Source organism: Paenibacillus sp. FSL K6-1096, from assembly GCF_037977055.1.
Lineage (GTDB): Bacteria > Bacillota > Bacilli > Paenibacillales > Paenibacillaceae > Paenibacillus_AQ.
The window spans coordinates 4,182,086-4,201,114 of the sequence record NZ_CP150274.1; the positions used below are offsets into that span (position 1 = coordinate 4,182,086).

The following is a 19,029-nucleotide window of genomic DNA, read 5'->3' on the forward strand; positions in this document are numbered from 1 at the left end:
CCTGCGGGCTTTTGGGTTTTCAACTTGTGCGAGGTGAACATGCGCGAACGAACAGGGGCATTATGGAATTCCTTCCGCTACTGGTGGGGGCGGAGATCGCTGCAGAGCCGGCTGATTGCGGCTTATATCTTCATTATTCTGGGACCCAGCCTGCTGGTGTCCCTCTATTCGTACAGAGCGATCAATAATACGTATAAACGTGATTCGATTGAGAAGAACAGCTATCTGCTGCAGATGGAGAAGCTGTATGTGCTGAACCAAATTGAAGCGATGGAACGGGTCGCCCAGATGGCTTCCACGGATAAAGGGGTGGAGAGCTATCTGGTTAGTGAGGATGAGCCTTCGCTCGGGGAACTGATTGATTTTAATACAACCACCTTTGTGAGCTTGAGCCAGATGCAATTCAATAATCCGAATATTGAGCATCTGCGGCTGTTCTCCAGCAACAAGAATGTGCATGAGCTGTGGCCGGTTATTTTCAGTGATGACCGGGTATCGATGGAACCGTGGTTTCAAAAAGCGCTGCAGATGGAGGGACAGCATTACTGGTCCTTTCAGAAGCGGGATCCCGACCTTATGAAGCGCTATGCGGGGGAAGTGGAGGCTGGCCCGGCCAAGGTGTCGCTGCTGAAGGAAGTCAGCATTCCCAAGGGGCATCATGTCGGGATGGTCCAGGTCGATATGCTGCTGAGCAAGTTCGCGCCAAAGGCGTTCACCTCTGTGCAGGACAATGAATCGCAGATGATGATCGCGGATGAGGAGCTGAACCTGTTCACCCGGACAGACCACTCCTTCCTGCAGGAGAATCCGGGACTCTCTGCGGCGGTTAAAGAACGGCTGGCAATCTACCGTAAGACCGGCGGATGGGAGATGGAGTACCAGGAGAACGGGAATTCGTTCCTGCTGATTCAGGCCCCGCTGGAGCAGATCGACGCTTCCCTGGTCACGGTGGTCTCGATGAAGGGCCTGATGACGGATATCTCGCGTACCCGCAACCTGATTATCGGGGCAAATATCGTTTTTATTTTCCTGGTGACCGTCATTGCCTATATTATGAATGCCTTCATCCTGAAGAATCTCCGCCGCCTGACCGAGACGATGAAAAAGGTCCGCAGAGGTGAGCCTTACGGCAGCATAAGAGTCAGCGGTGGCGGTGAGGTCGGGGAGCTGGCGCATCATTTCTCGAAGCTGCTGAATACGATCAACACGCTGGTGGCCCAGGCGGTGCATAAGCAGGCGCTCTCCAAGGAGGCGGAGCTGCGCACCCTGCATAATCAGATCGATGCCCACTTCCTCTACAATACGCTGGAGAATATCAAAATGCTGGCGGAAATCGAGAATCAGCGCACGATCTCCGATGCCCTTACCCGGCTGGGCGGGATGATGCGTTATAATTTCAAGTGGAGCGGTGAATATGTGAAGCTGCGGGACGAGCTCCGCCACATCGAGAATTATATTGAGGTTATGAACATCCGGTTCGAACACACCATTCAGTTGGAGCTTCATATCGACAGTGCGTATCTGGATGTAGAGGTGCTTAAGATGTCGCTGCAGCCGATTGTGGAGAACAGTGTGAAGCATGCCTGGAATGCGGACGGGGTGGAGCTGACGGACCGTATTGTACGGATTGATGTTACCGAAGCCGAGGGCGATCTCTTCATTGTCCTGCGCGACAATGGCCTCGGGCTGACCCCGGAGCGGCTGGCCGAGCTGCATGAGGCGATCTATGCGAAGGAAGAGCCTGGAGGTGCGGCAGAATCTTCCGGTACCGGCGGGCGTAAGGCAGGAGGCGTCGGATTGCGCAATGTGCATCAGCGCCTGCAGCTGTTCTACGGCGAAGCCTACGGGCTGGAGGTGCAGAGTGAGGCAGGGAAGTGGACTGCGGTCTACATGTCACTGCCCAAAGTTCTATTGACGGGGGACAACCAACTATGACTAATCTGCTGATTGTAGATGATGAGAAGATGATCCGTCAGGGCCTGAAGGCGATGATCGAACGGGAATACCCGTCTGTCTACACCGTATCGCTCGCGGGGAACGGGGCAGAGGCGCTGGAGCTGTACAGGCAGCAGCGGCAAGACGTAATTATTACAGACATCCGAATGCCGATTATGGACGGGATGACGATGCTTGCGCAGCTGTCTGCGGAGGCGGGGCCGGGGGAGGCTCCGGCGGTGGTGATCCTCAGCGGACATGATGACTTTGAATATGCCAAAAGCGCGATCCGCTACCGCGTCAAGGATTATCTGCTGAAGCCGATCCGCCGGGAGGAGCTGTTCGGGATTCTCGAACGGATTGCAGCGGAGGGGGCGGAGCGGGAATCCAGCAGCCGCAGGCAGCAGGAGGAGGCGGAGAGCTACCGCCGCGAGCTGCGGGCAGCCCGGCTGCGCGGTCTCCTGCTGCAGCAGGAGGGAGAGGTGTCTGCTGCCCAGCAGCAGGAGCTGGCGGCGCTGGAAGTGCCTTTTACCGTAGGCGTGTTGAACTATTATCACTCTGACGGCACGAGAATGAAGCCAGGCGAGGTGCAGGGTCTGCTGGAGCAGCTGGCCGGACCGCTGGAGCAGCATTTCGCGGAGATTCTGACGGACGGGGAGGGGCGGCTGGTGCTGGCCGGCAGCGGGGAACGCTTCCGGGAGCTGGCCGGGAAGGCCGGAGCCAAGGAGCTGAAGCGGCTGCTGCTGGGGATCAGCCGGGAGACGCTTCAGGCGGAACAGTTCCGCGCCGCTTACCTGGAAGCCTGCCGGGCGCTGGAATACACCTTCCTGTCCCCGCAGGCCAGCTTCGTGGATTACACTGAGATACAGTCCGGGCGGCTGAGCTTCCCTGCTCCGGAGGAGGAGCTGCGCAAGCTGCTCAATATGCTGGGGACGGACCGGGAGAAGGAGATTAAGGCGCTGCTTGGCGTTATTTTTCAGACCGATCATCTGCCTCATCTGGATCTGAGTTATCTGGAGAACGTAGGCCGGAGCATTAATGAACGTGTGCTGGATGAGGTGTTCCGTGCGCACGGCGAGGCATCGGTGGAGGTGCTGAAGCTCTACCGTCTGGTGGGGAATCTGCATAACTTCCGCCATTTCCATGACTATTACCGGACGCTGGAGCATTTGCTCCTGAGCGTGAACGATTATATAATTGGCATCAAATCGGCTCATACGGAGCATGCCGACATGGAGGAAGCGCTGGCATACATTGAAGCGAATTACAGCCGCCCGCTCAATATGGCGATGGTCAGCAACTATGTGTCCCTGAACTATTCCTACTTCAGCGAAGCGTTCAAGGCTTACACCGGGGAGAGCTTCGTGCTCTATCTCAAAAAAGTCCGCATCCGCCACGCCAAAGAGCTGCTCGCCGATCACCGGATCAAGCTGGCCTCTGTCTCGGAGGCTGTCGGCTTCGAGAACAGCAAGCAGTTCACGCGGGTGTTCAAGGAGCTGGAGGGCATCTCCCCCGGAGAATACCGGGCGAAGCTGCTGCTGGGGCGTTATTCCGGTCCGGCTGGCGATGAGGAGTCTTAAGCTGCTGGGGGAGACGGACGATCGTGAAGGGCCGGGTGGCAAGACTGCCAGTTCTAATCTATGATGGGGATAGACAGAAGTTAGGAGGCTGATTACACTTGGAAGAATTACAAGGAACATTGATTACTGCAGATATGCTTGCCGCCGACTTCCGGCGGCTGGGCGTGCAGGAAGGAATGACGATCCTGCTGCATTCCTCCTTCAAGTCACTCGGACAGTGGGTGGCCGGCGGTCCGGTTGCCGTGATTCTGGCGCTGGAGCAGGTGCTGGGTGAAGAAGGCACGCTGGTCATGCCGACGCAGTCTGCGGATCTGACCGATCCGTCCGGCTGGAGCCGGCCGCCGGTGCCGGAGGACTGGTGGCCGGGTATCCGGGAGCATATGCCGGCGTATGACCCGGACCTAACGCCGGTTAGGGGGATGGGGATTATCCCTGACTGCTTCCGCAAGCAGAAGGGCGTGCGGCGCAGCAGCCATCCGATTGACTCTTTTGCCGCCTGGGGGAAGCACCGGGATGCCATCATTGACGGGCACGGCCTGGAATATGCCTTCGGGGAGCAGTCCCCGCTGGCCCGGATCTATGAGCTGGGCGGCAGTGTGCTGCTGCTGGGTGTGGACCATGGGAACAACACCTCGCTGCATCTGGCGGAGCACCGGGCAGATTATGCCGGGAAGCAGGAGGTCATGGCGGGCGCGCCGATGATGGTGGATGGGGTGAAACAATGGGTGGAGTTCAAGGATTATAACTGGAACTCGGATGATTTCGCCCAGCTTGGCGCGGACTTCGGCCGGGAGACCGGGCGGATTGTAAGCGGACATGTGGCTGCATCGGCAGCACAGCTGGTTCCGCAGCGGGAGATTGTCGATTATGGCGTGAAGTGGCTGGAGCAGCACCGCAGGTAGACCCTGCGGGAGTCGGCTGGGGACATGCCGGTAGACCATCAGAATTAAACAAGTGATTTCATTCCGTAATAGTGGTAAGGGATGAAGCTGGGTTCGTAGCGCAAAACAGGGATAAATGTATTCTGTGCAACTAAAAACAGGGGAACGGGTTAACTTCCTCTCCTAATTGTAGTCTGTACAACTAAATTTGCCCGGATGGGCGAAAATCCAGAACTAGAGGCATTCTAATTGCAGGAAATACAACTAAACGGAGATTGAGCGGCACATAGGGCGATTTAGTTGTACAAATTGCAATTAAGACTATCCCTTGCAGCCTAATCGGGGCTAGATAAACCCTCAGCAAGCCATTAGTTCAAATAATTCTCACACGTTCAGATCTGATGAGCTACTGGTGTAATATCGGACAAGGATGATGAAATCAACGATACATATTGGGTAAAGGGGAATCGGAATTTGACGACGACTACAGTGTATATTACCAGACACGGGCAGACGGAATGGAATGTGCAGAAGCGGATGCAGGGCCATCAGGATTCGCCGCTGACCCCGCTGGGGGTGCAGCAGGCAGAGTGGCTGGGCAAGGCGATGCAGGATGTCCGTCTGGATGCGGTATACGCCAGCTCCAGCCCGCGTGCGCTGCGGACGGCAGAGATTATCCGGGGCGAGCGGGATATCCCGCTGACCGCCTTCGACGAATTCAAAGAGATCCGCCTGGGCATCTGGGAAGGCCGGGACGCCGGGGAGCTGGAGGTTCAGTACCCGGAGCAGCATCAATTGTTCTGGGGCGATCCCGGGCTGTTCAGCATCCCTGGCGGCGAGACCTTCGCCGAGGTGCAGGAGCGCGCGCTCGGCAAGCTGCGCGAGCTGATTGCCCTTCATGAAGGCGGCGCGATCCTGATTGCGACTCATACGGTGGTCGTGAAGGTGCTGATGGCTTATTACGAAGGCCGGGCGATGGAGAAGCTATGGGATCTGCCCTACATCCACCCTACCTGCCTCTGCAGAATTGATATCACGGACGGCGTGCCGGAGATCGTGCTGCACGGGGATACGAGTCATTATGTGACCAGTGAGGGTGAGGCTGATTAGAGAGTGGTTCCGGGTTCCGGGACACGCATGTGGCAGAGGGACAAAAAACAGGCGGTGCGCATGATGCGCACCGCTTGTTTGGCGTGGGCGGGCGGTGGAGAGGAGCTGTAATGAGTGCAAGAATGTGTTTGACAGGAATGAGCAGTGTGTAGATGCTGCAAGGAATGCGAGAATGAGGCATGATTGGAGTGGCCTGCCCGGTAATGCCGTATGAAACACCGTGGTTTGATTGGAGCGGCCTGCATCGAATTGATGCACAAAATGCAACACTGTGGCTCATAAAAAGTAACCGGCGCTGAAATCCTGCACAAAATGCAACAAAGTCAGCTCTAAGCAGCTCCACCCGTTGGAATTCCTGCAAATTGTGCAACATTTCGCCGTAGTCAGTAACCTTTACAGAAAAATCCTGCAGAAAGTGCAACACTGCGGTTTAATCAAAAAGTACAATAACCCAGTCAATCTACATCTATATGTCGCCCGCCAAGGCAGTCTTCCCGGGCTGCCGTCCTGGCAGCTCCGGCGCAGACAGGTCGCCGTCTAGCGTCTTCAGGCCAGGCAGGCAGAATGCCACTCCGGCGTACAGCGCCGGTAGAAGACCTGCGGCCAGCAGAAGCACAGGGAACCCGTACAGCTCGGCCACCGCTCCGGCTGCGAAGGCACCAATGGGGGATAAGCTCCCGCTGATCAGGAAGCGCACCGAGTTCACCCGCCCCTGAAGCTGGCCGGGCACGAGCCGTCCGTGCAGGGAAGAGCTTAGGGAGCTGAAGAACGGCCCCATCAGCCCGGCGGCGAATACGGCAAACAAGGCAAAGCCGTAGCTGGGCATGAAGCCCCAGATCATGGTGATGATGCCGGACACGCCCAAGCTGCCCAGCATGACCGTGCGCCGCTGCGTTATCTCGCCTATGGCCGAGATTATCCCTAATCCGGCCAGGTATCCGAGTGCAGAAGCCGTAGACAGCGTGCCCACCGCCGCCGCATCGCGGTGCAGCACCTCGCGGACATATGGGACCATCATCGTCCAGATGGCAACAGAGCTAAGGTTGCTGACAGCGGCCATCATCATGATGACCAGCATGGCCGGGAACTGCCGGTAGAAGGAGAAGCCTTCGGCGACCTCCCGCAGATAGCCGGGCAATGAGAAGCCGGCGGCCGGCGGCGAGGATGGCTTGCCCGTCCGGGGCAGCCACAGCAGGGTAGCAATCGCCGCCGCATAACAGACGGCGTTGACCCCAAGCGCCGGCAAGGCCCCGCTGGCCGCGGTCAGGATGCCGGCGAGCGCCGGACCGAGCAGGGTGGCAGCACCCTTGCAGCCATCAATGATCGCGAAGGCGCGCATCAGCTTGCCGGTGGAGGCAACACCGGGGATGACGGCCATGGCGGTCGGCAGGAACAGCGCCGAGCAAGAGCCGCTCAGACTGGCGGCGGCGAACAGCTGCCAGAGCTGTAGATGGCCGGCGAGCCCCAGCGAGAGCGGCAGCAGAAGGGCCAGCAGGCGCAGCGAAGCGAGGCAGGCCATGAACCGGACGCGCGGCAGCCGGTCCGACAGCGGAGAGCCGAGCAGGCGCAGCACCTGCTCGGGGATCATGGAGCTGAGCGCCAGCGCTCCCATCGCCAGCTTGGAGCCGGTCAGCTCATAGACCAGCCATTCCATCGCCAGCAGCCCAAAGGCATCGCCGAAGGCGCTGAGTGACACCGTAGATAACAACCCGTAGTAGCTGCGCTTTTGCATAGATATCACCCCTTCAGATAATCCCCGATTTGTCCGGAAAGTCCGTTCAACGCCTCCAGCCGCAGGCTGTAGGAGGTGCTTTTGCCGCTGCTGTGCACAATGATCAGACCCGCTGCCCGCAGCGCGATCAGGTGGTAGTGGATGGTGCTTTTGGACAGGCCTACTGCCTTCACAATCTCTGTGAAATTCAGCTGGCTGCCGGTAAGCAGCCGGAGAATGAACAGCCGGGTCTCATCCGACAACGCCCGGGTCAGCCGCAGCAGTGCGGCAGAGGGCCGGCCTTCTTCCGGAGGCAGCGCATCACAGGAATAGCTGGTGAATACATACTCATCATAGAGAGATGAAATGACCAAGGGGCGCGCGTGATACTGTGGAATAAGAATGACCTGCTTCAGTGTCTCTGCCGGGTACAGACGCATCCCTTGTGTGGCCGCCTCGTACAGCTCCATATCATTCGTGCCGTCCAGCAGCGCTGCCCGCGCAGTAGCCTCCTGCTGCAGTCCTGCGGTAATCGCCGGATCTATGCTTTTGAAATAGCCGTCATTCCATACCCGGATCACTTCAGCGGCAGCATCCCGCAGCTCAGCAAGGTTCGCGGGGACGCTCTGTCCGAAGCGCCCGGAAATCTCATACAGTTCTCCTGGAGACAACGCCGTGAACCAGCCGAGAAATTGTTCTACAGTGCGCTCACCGGGGCAGCTCCAGATATAAGGAGACAAGCTGAAATTATCCGTAAGCTTCATGACCTCTTTCATTCTCTGGAGCTTGACGGGCGCGAACTGTGCCTGCACCTGGCGGACCCAAGGGGGCCCGGCATCCAATGCGTTATGATTCTGCTTGCCGATCAGCGCACTCAGGCTGGTGACGCACTCATAGATGGGCGCGAAGTCTATGGTTACTTTGTAGTCCATATGATATTCCTGCTTTCTGTTGGATTAAGCGATATCGGTATTCAACTGTTTAAGATATTTGTTCTATAAATATAGAACTGTTAATGAGTTTTATGATAAATGAACTACAAGGAATTAGCAAGCAAAAAAAGGCGGTACCCGCAGCGCATCATACGCTGCAGGTACCGCCTTGCGGCAGATAGCCTGTGTTAATTAGTTAATGAACTGGAGCGACTTCAGCGTCTTCTCCAGCATGACAGCCGCTTCTGCGCGGGTAGCCAGCTTGGCCGGAGCAAACGAACCGTCCGGCGTTCCCTGGATGATGCCTGCGGCGGCGATCTCAGCTACCGCTGCTCTGGACCAGGCCGGGATACTTGCCGCATCGCGGAATTTCGCCAGGCCGGCCGGGTCATCCGTCAAGGTCTTGCCGGTGAACTTCATGGCTTTGGACAGGATAGCCGCCATCTCCTGGCGGGTAATCGGGCTGCCCGGCTTGAAGCTGCCGTCCGTGTAGCCGGTAATCAGACCTGCAGCCGCCGCAGTCTGTACAGCATCCGTGTACCATGCGCCAGCACGGACATCACTGAAGGATGCTCCTGCTGCTGCCGGTGCAAGGCTCAGCGAACGGGTGATGAGGGTTGCGAACTCTGCCCGTGTAATAGACTGCGCAGGCGAGAAGGCGGTATTGCTGGTGCCGTTAATTACCAGCTTGGAGGCCAGCAGCTCAATGGAGCCCTGCGCCCAATGTCCGGCAGTGTCACCGAAGGTCTTGGACGATTGTACGACAGTGTAGTAGCTGTTGCTGTTGCGCTTAATCGTTACCTCTGTATGTCCGTCTGCCGGACTTGCGAAGACCGAAGGCACGAAGCTCAGCTTGCCGGTGGCCGGGTCATAGGTGACCCCGGTTGCCCCCGAGGCATTCAGTGCTCCGGTAGCCGTAAGGGTCCGCTTCACATAGGTATTGCCGAAGCTGTTCAGCGGTACGCTGGTGGTGCCTGCCTGGGCAGCAACACTGAATTCAATCACAGGCCCGGCTAACGTGATCCCATTGCCCTGTGCGGCAATGGCCTTGTTCAGACCGTCAAGTGCAGCCGGTTCTGCCTGAAGCAGCGAGACGGTGACGGTGAACTCTTCAGTACCAAGCCGCGTGGCCAGTGCCGGGCCGTTCACAACGCTCAGCGGCAGGGAGTACGAGGCTCCGCCGGTTGAGGTGAAGGTCAGCACAGTGTCCGGACGGGCAGCTGCCTGCTGTACCAGCACACTGCCTGGCAATACAACCTGTGCTCCGCCTGCGGAAGCAGTAAGCGGGATGACCAGCTCACTGGAGCTGGCTGGCAGGGCAGCCAGCTTCGCGGTAAGCTCTGCTGCTGTAACCGTGGTTACCTGCGGCGCTGCCGCGCTAGGAGCAGGGGTTGCCGAAGGCGCTGCCGTAGGCGTCACTCCCCCGGAGCCTCCAGGATTAGAACCACCCGGATTTGTAGTTGGCGCTGGCGTCGGAGAAACGGTCGGGCTAGGACTCGGAACCGCTCCCTTCAGATCGGTGATCCGGCCTTCAAGCTTGGAGGTGACCGGATCATGCTTTTTCAGATAAGCCAGCAGTACCTCAAAATCAGGCAGACCCAGCTCATAGTAACGCCCGTCTGCCTTGGCAGAGGCCAGTGCGCGGTAGAAGTCTCCGCCGCCTGCCATGAAGGAGTTCGTCGACAGAATATAATAGCTTGCCGGATCAATCGGCTGGTAGGTTCCGTCCGCCTGCATGATCTCTACAGAAATGATACGTTCTCCGGTCTGAGTCACTTCACCGGTCAAAGAACTCACAATCTCCGGCTTCTTCGTCGAATCATACGTGTACTTCATCCCGGAGACATGGGCGAACCGTCCCTGGTCGGTTTCCAGGCCGCTGACGGCGTTCTCCAGAGAAGAGATAATCTCCGCGCCGGTAACCTTCAGGGCAACGAGGCTGTTATTGAATGGGAGTGTGGTCAGTACCTCACCCATTGTAATATCGCCCTTGTCAATCGCTGCTCGAATGCCGCCGCCGTTCTGGATGGCAACAACGCCTTTGATCTTACTCTGGTCCTCCTTGGACACGAAGTTAGGCATCAGCTCGGTTACCTTCTCCGCGATGCTGTCTGCAATCATGTTGCCGATCGGTGTCTCTTCCTTACGCACCACGCGGACGGATTTCCCGTCAATGTCGCGATTGGTGTAGAGGTCAACTTCGGAGCGGCCTACCTTCTCGGCCCGCACAGCTGCGAGCTCAGAATCGTATGGGGCGAGAATTTGTTTGGCAACAGTGTCCTCACCGAACAAGTTAACATCCAGCAATTTGCCCTGGTAAGCCTTGACCTCGCCATCCTTATCGAAGGTAACATCAAGCTCACCGAGGAATTGGCTGTACTCACCGGTCTGTACAATCAGCACCTTCTTGTCTGTACCTGCAATCACTACAGGCGTTGGCGGGTTGTCGATTTTGGTATGGGAATGTCCGCCGACGATAATGTCGATCCCTGGAACGGCCTTGGCCAGCTCCTGGTCCACGGTGTAACCCAGATGGGTCACGGCAATGATTTTGTTGATGCCCTGATCTTCAAGCGCTTTAACGGTCCGCTTTGCACTTTCTACATGGTCCTTGAAAATAATCTTATCGCCGGGAGAAGCCAGGCCAACGGTATCCTCAGTCGTCAAGCCGAAGATTCCGACCTTCTCTCCATAGACATCCTTGATGACAGAAGGATAGATATGGCCGTCTTTGGCCGTACTCTTGGACTTATCCGTCTCAAGAATACCTGTTATCTCGTGATACAGATCGGCAAGCTCACTGTTCTTCGTAGTGAAATCAATATTGGAGCTGGCAAAAGGGAACTTGGCCGCTGTCACGAAATTGCGCAGAGTTTCCGGATTCTCCTTATTCATGTCAAACTCATGATTGCCGAAGGTCATCGCATCATAGCCGATATTATTCATGAACTTGATGTCTGCCTGACCCTTGAACTGGTTGAAATACAGGGTTCCTGAGAAGACGTCGCCCGCGTCCAGCAGCACGGTATTGCCTGTCCGCTCGCTGCTGATGGCGGAGGTCCGCTTGGTGATGTTCTCCAGGTGGCTATGGGTATCGTTCGTATGCAGGACCCGCAGATTGAAATCTGTAGTACCGAAATCAATCTGTGCAAGCAGCGGATCATGGTCGCTGATCCGGATGCCGTCTGCATCAGATACAGTACCTTTCGGATAATCTCCCGGGTCTGCAAAATCGGCATTGATATGCACGATATCAAGCTTGCTGGCAGAGGCCAGCCGGTTATTGACGAGGATATGATCCAGCGTCTGGGAGTTGCCTTGGAAGTTGTAGGAATACCGTTCATTCAGCGGCAGGGTATTTACAAGATTCGTAAGTGCACTGCCTTTGAGGATATTCAGCGTGTTAGAGAACTGAAAATCATTCAGATCGCCGAGCACGACAAGATTGGCATCAGGGTTCTTTTGCAGCACATCCTCAGCGAAGCTGCAAACTACCTTGGCGATCTTGGCCCGTTGGACTTCGGTCGAGAGGACTGGCGGTTGAACGGACCCGAACAGATAGCTGTCGCTGCTCTTGGAGTTGAAGTGATTAGCAATGACGATGACATCTTTGTCTCCGAAAATAAACTCGGCAGCCAGCGGCTTGCGTGACTCCACGAAGGCTTCATTCTCCGGATCAATGCGGCCCGGATTCAGACTGAGCCCGGAATCAGCAGTGTAGCTGACAGCCTCAGTGGCTGTACCAGGAGTGCCTGGCTTCAGGGAGACACGGTTCATATTGTACAGGAAGCCGGAGCGGATATTGCCGTCCGGAACGCCGCCATCCTGATTATTTATAGGTGCAATATCCGTATAACCATAGTTAGACGCACCTCCGTCAATAGCTTCAATCGCAGCAATCAGCGCTTTGTAGTTCTCGCTGGCGTCCGTTCCTCCATTGCCGGTTCCATCGTTATCCTGCACTTCCGTCAGGCCGATAATGTCTGGTGTTTTGAGATTGACCACGATATCCTTGGCGACATTGGCGATTTTGGCAGGATCATTATGCTGGGAGAAGTTCTCTATGTTAAAAGAGGCAATGTTCAGCTTGTCCGGTTCTCCGGAGGAGAAGGACGTTACTTCCCGCTTCAGCTTGCTTGGGGAGACATCCGGCAGGTCGCCTGTCTCAGTAGAAATCAGGAATTTGCCGTAATCATACGTCAGAATACCGGTGACATTGCCCAGGAATTGTTGGCCTGTTGTGAGCACCGGGGCGGTCTTCACCGAGAGAATCAGGCGCTGCGGGTTGAAATCGGCCCCAGTCAGTACCAGTCCGCCGGCAGGAGAAGTGACTTCGGTTGTGTTACCTGTACCGTTAACAGTCACCACCGGAATCTCAAAGGTGCTGCTGGAAGCATAGTAGACTGCCGGGCCCACGGTTGTCGGCTTGGCAATCTCCAGCCGCATTCCTTCGAGGCTTTCATAGAAGTCTATAGCATCGGTGGCCGGCTCGAATTTAGCCGGATTCAGGCCGTCATCATCGATCACCGCTGTGGGGATAAGGCGTCCGCCGGTGCCCAGCAGAGTTGGAGCTGGAAGCGGATTGCCGCTGCTGACAACCGTTGTCTGGCTGGCTGTAATCTGGGTGGTGGATAACTGCCCGGAGCGGCCGAATTCCTTCACAATGCCGTCTACAGTAACTGCATCGCCCGGTTTGACAGCACTACTTTTACCTTTTTGATAGATTTGGATGGCCTCTGAGGTCTTGATATCGTTATCCATATCAGCTGCAGCAGATTGGATGTAGAAGCTGTCCGCATCTTTGATGTAGGTAACAATTCCCTTCACATCAGTGACCAGGGCATCCACGTAAGGGGAGATATGTCCTGCGCCCTGAATCTGGTTGATCTTCAGACCTGCCAGTGCAGGAGCGACGCTGTATTCAAAAGTAGATGTTGGACCTTTCTCAGAATCGGGTAATGAGGTATAAGCTGTAATTTTAAGCGAGGTAATACCGGAATGAACAGTAATCGGGGCAGTATACAACTGGTCGGCCACTTCCGCAGTAGTACTCTTGTCAGCGTAGACGCTGTAATACACGCTTGCCGTTACCGGGGTGCTTAGAGTGATCTTTGATCCTGTGCCGATCTTAGTGCCCGAGGCAGGAGATGCAGTAACCGGGGGAGCTTGAGGGGCCGCAGTGGTGTCTGCTGCTATTACCGGCTCTGCCGAGGCCGTCCCATAGCCAGTTGATAATGCCGGGAACATCCCGGTTAATAGCAATGCTACCGCCAGAAATAAACTTAGCGGCTTCCTGCATTGTGAAGAAAGTTTCATGTGAGTATACCTCCCCATAAAATATCATTCGTACTCTATTATAATAGAGATTATATGAATCTAGTGCAATTTTTCGGCAATATTTGTTAAATTCGCATAAAAACATAGATGAAAATACGAAGGAATATAAATTTTTAATATAAACTATATGTAAATCGCTATATTTTCTGAAAACGATGTAAACTACATGTTATCTATAGACTGAAACAGCGTTCTTCTCCTGAGTGTGGGGAACGCTGTTTTTTGTTGTTTTGTTTGTTAACTATGGTCATTAATCCGCTTAAACCAAACTCAACTTGCACGTCTTATCCACTTCAAACGAAACGGACGGTGCGCGGGCCGAAAGTATGTGGAAAACAGTATACAATGGGGCTGTGCGGGGGAAAGAGGGCCGAAAGTATGTGGAAAACAGTATACAATAGAGCTGTGCGGGGGTAAGAGGGCCGAATGTATGTGGAAAACAGTATACAATGGGGCTGTGCGGAGGCAAGAGGGCGAATGTATGCGAAAAACCGATTACAATGTGTTGGCGGTAGGTGTGTAATATGTGTGAAGCTCAAAAGGGGCAAAAATTAGGGGCAGAACTGCCCCTAATTTCACCGATGCCCTGAATGCTTCAGGGCGGGGTACCCCCGAATGCCCCTAGAAGTAGACGGTGGGTAAGGGGAAGGTCAATTAAGTTCAATCCGCTCCGCGCCGCCCATATACGGCCGCAGCGCCTGCGGGATATAGATCGACCCGTCCTCCTGCTGATGGTTCTCCAGCAGGGGAATCAGAATGCGTGGCGTGGCGACGGCTGTGTTGTTCAAGGTGTGGCAGTACTGGAGCCGGCCGTTCTCATCGCGGTAGCGGATGCCTGAACGGCGGGCCTGGAAGTCGAGCAGGTTGGAAGCCGAATGCGTCTCGCCATAGGCCTCCCTGCCGGGCATCCAGGTCTCAATGTCATATTGCTTGTGTGTCTTCATCGACATGTCGCCGCTGCACACAGCCATGACCCGGTAAGGCAGCTCCAGCAGCTCCAGAATATGCTCGGCATTGCCGAGAATCTCCTGGAGCATCTGCTCCGATTCAGCCGGATCGTTCTTGCACATGACCACCTGTTCGATCTTCGAGAACTGGTGGACCCGGTACAGCCCGCGTACATCGCGGCCGGCCGAGCCGACCTCGCGGCGGAAGCAGGCCGACATCCCGGCCAGCCGCAGCGGCTGGTCCAGCTCCAGAATCTCATCGCTGTACAGCGAGACCAGCGACACCTCCGAGGTCCCGGCCAGCCAGCGGTTCTCGCCTGTCAACTCGTAGGTCTGATCCCGGCCGCCGGGGAAGAAGCCGGTCCGCTCCAGCGCCTCCGGGCGGACGATCACGGGCACGTCCATCGCGGTGAAGCCGCGCTGGATCAGCACATCCAGCGCCAGCCGCTGCACGGCGAGGTGCAGAAGCAGCCCGGCCCCCTTCAGCACATAGCTGCGGGGCCCGCCGGCCTTGACGCCGCGCGGAATGTCAATCATGTCGTGCAGCTCTCCGAGCTCGACATGGTCCCGCGCGCGGAACCCAAAGACCGGCGGCGCGCCATGCCGCCGCAGCTCCACATTCGCGCCCTCATCCGGTCCGATCGGCGTATCCGCCGACACGGGATTCGGCGCGAGCAGCAACAGCTCGCGGCAGCGCTGCTCTGCCTCCGCCAGCCCCGTCTCCAGCCTCGCCAGCTCGCCGGCCATCTCCCGCACCTGCTCCTTCGCCCGTTCGCCGCCTGCGGCGTCGCCCTGGCGCAGCAGGCGCTCCACCTCCTTGGTCAGCGCGTTGCGCTCCGCGCGCCGCTGCTCAGTAGCCCGGCGTGCCTCGCGCCGCCGGTCATCCCATGCCAGGAGCTCCGCCAGCGGGAACTCCAGTCTTTTCCATTCGGCCGTCTTCCGTACAAGCTCCTCATTCTCCCTGATCCAATTCATATCCAGCATCTGCATCCGCTCCTTAAGTGTGGGTAAAAAAACGCAAAAAACGCCCTCATCCATGGGACGAGGAGCGTCAGCTCGCGGTGCCACCCAGGTTGACCTCATTCCCGTCAAACAACTCAAAATGCGCAGAATAAGGCCCTCTTTGGTCTTCGCGGTAACGGGCGAAACCCGGTAAACTTAGGGAGCAGAAGTGCGCTCCGGTCGCAGACGCCTCACGGTTGGATGCCGGTCATTGGCCTGGTGGAGATATAGGTTTGCCGTTTATTATAACCAGAGCACCGCGGGTTTGCAAGCAAATTGAGGTTTGACAATATTCCGTGTAGTCTGCTAGGATTATTACTAATTTAAAGTATCGGTGCCCGGCGAATCAGCCCGGTTTATCCTATCATGCGGACAGAAGAGGTGGAGACATGGCCAGAATAGTCGTAATTAACGGGACGCCCTCCCTGGTCTCACGAATCAATGCAGTGATTGAATATGCAGAGCGAGACCTGCAGGAGCGCGGATTCAAAGTGGAACGGATTAATGTGGCAGAGCTTCCGGCGGAGGACCTGATCCACACCAAGTTTGAGAGCGAAGCCATCGTCAAGGCGAACGGCCTGGTGGCCGAAGCCGATGCGGTGATCGTCGTCAGTCCGGTATACAAGGCGTCTTATACGGGAGTGCTGAAGACCTTCCTGGATCTGGTGCCGCAAAAAGGGCTGGCCGGCAAAATCATCCTGCCGCTCTTCATGGGCGGAAGCCTGGCGCATCTGCTTGCGATCGACTATGCGCTGAAGCCGGTGCTGTCGGTGCTGGGTGCGCGTCACATCCTTGGCGGCGTCTACGCCGTAGACTCCCAGGCGGTGCGTAACGACCAGGGCGTGGTCGAGCTGGCGGAGGAGCTGAAGCTGCGCCTCGACAGCGTGCTGGAGGAGCTGGCGGAAGAGACGAACCATAAGGCAGGGCGGAAGGCAGAGCATACAGCAGTGACGGAATAGGCCATGGGCTACAAAAAGGCACTAAACCACCCGGATAGGGCGTTTAGTGCCTTTGTTTTTTATAGAATCATGCCCCTTGAAAGCTAAGCACCGGCTCCCACAGAACAACCGAACCTCCCGCCAGACTCGCCTGAATATCGATGATCCGCTGGTTGCTGCTGCCCCGGTAGGTGAGAGTCAGATCCTTCAACGCCTCCACAAACCGCCCGTCGATTACGACCTGGCATAAGGCCAGCAGCTTCCATTCGACAGAGCCGGGAGAGGCAATAAGCTCCTCGTAGGTGTAGCCGGTGTAGATCCAGACCGGGAAGCCCGGCAGCTCGGCGCGCAGCTCGTGAATGAAGTCCGCAGCCTCCTCCGCCGAGAAAAAAGGATCGCCCCCCGCCAGCGTAAGCCCGTCCAGCAGCGGGTTGCCGGCGATGTCCTCAATAATCTCCCGCCGCCGCTCCGGGGTGAATACCTCGCCGTAATTGAAGTTCCAGGTCTTCGGGTTGAAGCAGCCCGGGCAGCGGTGGCGGCAGCCGCTGATGAAGAGGACGGCCCGCAGGCCCTCCCCTTCATTGATCGACTCCGGGTAATAGCCGCAGATGTTCATAGATGCTTCACGCGGTCCCGTACCTCTGCTTGCTTGGCGGCATTGAAGCGGGTCTGGTAGTCGCCGGTCAGATAGCCGGTAACCCGGCGCAGCCGGCGGATATGAGTGGTGTCCTCATGCGCGCCGCAGGTCGGGCAGTTCGTGCCGATCACGCCTTCATAGCCGCAGCCGGAGCAGCGGTCAATCGGATGATTGATGCTGAAGTAGCTGATGTCCTGCTCCAGCGCGTACTGGATGATTTTGACGAAGGCGGACGGGTTGCTCCGGGCATTGCCGTTCAGCTCCACATAGGAGATGGCTCCGGCGTTGCAGTATTCATGGAACGGGGCCTCCAGGCTGATCTTCTTGGCCGCGCTCACTTCATGATAGACCGGGATATGGAACGAATTCGTATAGTATTCACGGTCGGTTACTCCTGGAATGGAGCCAAGTTCCTTGCGGTCGATCTTGGTGAATTTGCCGGAGAGTCCTTCGGCCGGAGTAGCGAACAGCGTAATGTTGAGATTCAGCTCATCGCTCTTGCGGTCGCAGTATTCGCGCATGTGGCGGACGATGCCCAGCGCCTTGGCGTGAATCTCCATATCCTCGCCATGGTGCTTGCCGTACATTGCCTTCATGCACTCGGCCATCCCGATGAAGCCAATCGACAGGCTGCCGTGCTTCAGCAGCTCGCCCACGCTGTCATCTGGCGCAAGCTGCTCGCCGCCTTCCCAGACGCCTTCACGCATCATGAAATCAGAGGCCTTGGCCTTCTGGGAAGCCTGGATGCGGAAGCGGTGCAGCAGGCCGTCCAGCGCAATATCCATATAGTGATTCAGGTCCTTGATGAACCCTTGCTCGTTAGCGGCGAGACGGCGGCCGGTTACCGTACCGTGTGTCAGTCCAAGGCGCACCAGGTTGATCGTATTGAAGGACAGATTGCCTTTGCCCGAGCAGTGGTTGCGTCCGAAGCGGTCGCCGAGTACACGGGTCCGGCAGCCCATCGTTGCAAATTCGGTGTCCGGGTTGGCCGGGTCATAATATTGCTTGTTCAGCGGAGCATCCAGATTGGCGAAGTTCGGATACAATCTGCGTGCCGAGCACTCCGCCGCCTTCAGGAACAGCTCATAGTTGGGATCGCCAGGCTGCTGGTTAACCCCCTGCTTGCATTTAAAAATCTGAATCGGGAACACCGGCGTCTCCCCGCTGCCCAGTCCGTTCATGGTGGCCGTCAGCAGCGAGCTTATCACCAGCTGGCCTTCCGGTGAGGTGCAGGTACCGTAGTTGATGCTGGTAAAAGGAATCTGCCCGCCCGAGCGGCTGGACATCGTATTCAGGTTATGTACCATGCTCTCAGCAGCCTGGAGCGTCTCGATTTCCGTCTCCTTCATAGCGAAGTTGAACGCGCGCGGATACTGCTCCGCCAGATCGCTGCGGCTCATTGTAATCTCGCCAAGCTGAGAAGCGTCTGCATTGTCCTCGAAATACTCCAGCCCTTTGCGGAACAGCTTAGAGAAGGACTTGGTGACATAAGGAGCCAGATCGTAATCCAGCTTGTTGGCGGATACGCCGCCGTACTGGGCATTCTGCTGGGACTGGAAAATAATCGCCACCAGCGACATCGCCGTCATAATCGAGTTGGGCGGACGCACGCTGCCGTTGCCGGTGTTGAAGCCCTCGCGGAGAAGCCGTTCAAACGGAATGAAGATACAGTTCGTGGTTCCGATGGTGTACTGATCCAGGTCGTGTACATAGACGACATTATCCAGGGTAGCCTGTACAAGCTGCGGCGGCATGGTGAAATTACGGGCGTACCATTTGGAATATTCACTCCCGAATTTGCTCATTTTCCCGGAGAAGCTCTCCCCGTTCAGGTTAGCGTTCTCGCGCAGCAGATCCAGATCCCGGCTGTCGATAATATCCCGTCCCAGATGAATGACTTCCTCCAACAGAGCCTCTTGTGCAGCTTGTCCCTCGTTATAACGTTTCTCCAGCAGCGTCATTATATATCTCTCTCCTCTCGGTATTGTAAGCGTGAATGGTCATCGAAGAATGATCAGG

Annotated in this window: 11 protein-coding genes; 5 read left to right on the forward strand and 6 right to left on the reverse strand. The window is 56.7% G+C overall.

Annotated elements, in window-relative coordinates; translation table 11 throughout:
* The first annotated feature begins 39 nt into the window (after positions 1-39).
* The 4 genes from MHI24_RS18670 (at position 40) to MHI24_RS18685 (ending at position 5,506) form a co-directional block, all read left to right on the forward strand.
* The gene (locus MHI24_RS18670) at positions 40-1,935 is read left to right on the forward strand and encodes a histidine kinase (RefSeq protein ID WP_340021028.1); all 1,896 of its coding nucleotides are present in this window, start codon (positions 40-42) and stop codon (positions 1,933-1,935) included.
* Positions 1,932-3,515 (forward strand): response regulator, encoded by a 1,584-nt coding sequence (locus MHI24_RS18675; protein WP_340021029.1) that lies wholly within the window; start codon positions 1,932-1,934, stop codon positions 3,513-3,515. Before MHI24_RS18670 ends, MHI24_RS18675 begins: the two co-directional genes overlap by 4 nt.
* Before the next feature lie 98 nt (positions 3,516-3,613).
* A complete protein-coding gene (locus tag MHI24_RS18680) occupies positions 3,614-4,417 on the forward strand; it encodes an AAC(3) family N-acetyltransferase (protein ID WP_340021030.1) in 804 nt (267 codons plus the stop codon).
* A gap of 453 nt (positions 4,418-4,870) precedes the next feature.
* On the forward strand, positions 4,871-5,506 hold the full coding sequence (locus MHI24_RS18685; RefSeq protein ID WP_340021031.1) for a histidine phosphatase family protein: 636 nt from the start codon (positions 4,871-4,873) through the stop codon (positions 5,504-5,506).
* Between the two features lie 466 nt (positions 5,507-5,972).
* On the opposite strand, the gene MHI24_RS18690 is transcribed toward MHI24_RS18685, so the two are convergent.
* The 4 genes from MHI24_RS18690 to serS all read right to left on the reverse strand — a co-directional run bounded on the left by MHI24_RS18690 (position 5,973) and on the right by serS (position 15,417).
* Positions 5,973-7,238, reverse strand: a complete 1,266-nt coding sequence (locus MHI24_RS18690) for an MFS transporter (RefSeq protein WP_340021032.1) — start codon at positions 7,236-7,238, stop codon at positions 5,973-5,975.
* Positions 7,239-7,243: 5 nt separating this feature from the next.
* Positions 7,244-8,149 carry a winged helix-turn-helix domain-containing protein gene (locus tag MHI24_RS18695; RefSeq protein ID WP_340021033.1) on the reverse strand — a complete coding sequence of 302 codons (906 nt, stop codon included), beginning with the start codon at positions 8,147-8,149 and terminating at the stop codon, positions 7,244-7,246.
* A gap of 192 nt (positions 8,150-8,341) precedes the next feature.
* Positions 8,342-13,465 (reverse strand): S-layer homology domain-containing protein, encoded by a 5,124-nt coding sequence (locus MHI24_RS18700; protein ID WP_340021034.1) that lies wholly within the window; start codon positions 13,463-13,465, stop codon positions 8,342-8,344.
* 671 nt (positions 13,466-14,136) lie between these two features.
* On the reverse strand, positions 14,137-15,417 hold the full coding sequence (serS, locus tag MHI24_RS18705) for a serine--tRNA ligase (RefSeq protein WP_340021035.1): 1,281 nt from the start codon (positions 15,415-15,417) through the stop codon (positions 14,137-14,139).
* Positions 15,418-15,824: 407 nt separating this feature from the next.
* Here serS and ssuE point away from each other — a divergent pair, with 407 nt between their 5' ends.
* Positions 15,825-16,394, forward strand: coding sequence for an NADPH-dependent FMN reductase (gene ssuE / locus MHI24_RS18710; protein ID WP_340021036.1), 570 nt, complete (start codon positions 15,825-15,827; stop codon positions 16,392-16,394).
* A 67-nt stretch (positions 16,395-16,461) separates the two neighbouring features.
* On the opposite strand, the gene nrdG is transcribed toward ssuE, so the two are convergent.
* Together nrdG and MHI24_RS18720 are read right to left on the reverse strand one after the other, a co-directional pair.
* Positions 16,462-16,989: an anaerobic ribonucleoside-triphosphate reductase activating protein gene (nrdG, locus tag MHI24_RS18715; protein ID WP_340021037.1), complete on the reverse strand. Its 528-nt coding sequence runs from the start codon at positions 16,987-16,989 to the stop codon at positions 16,462-16,464.
* On the reverse strand, positions 16,986-18,971 hold the full coding sequence (locus MHI24_RS18720; RefSeq protein WP_340021038.1) for an anaerobic ribonucleoside triphosphate reductase: 1,986 nt from the start codon (positions 18,969-18,971) through the stop codon (positions 16,986-16,988). The genes nrdG and MHI24_RS18720 overlap by 4 nt, the downstream gene beginning before the upstream one ends.
* Positions 18,972-19,029: the final 58 nt, after the last annotated feature.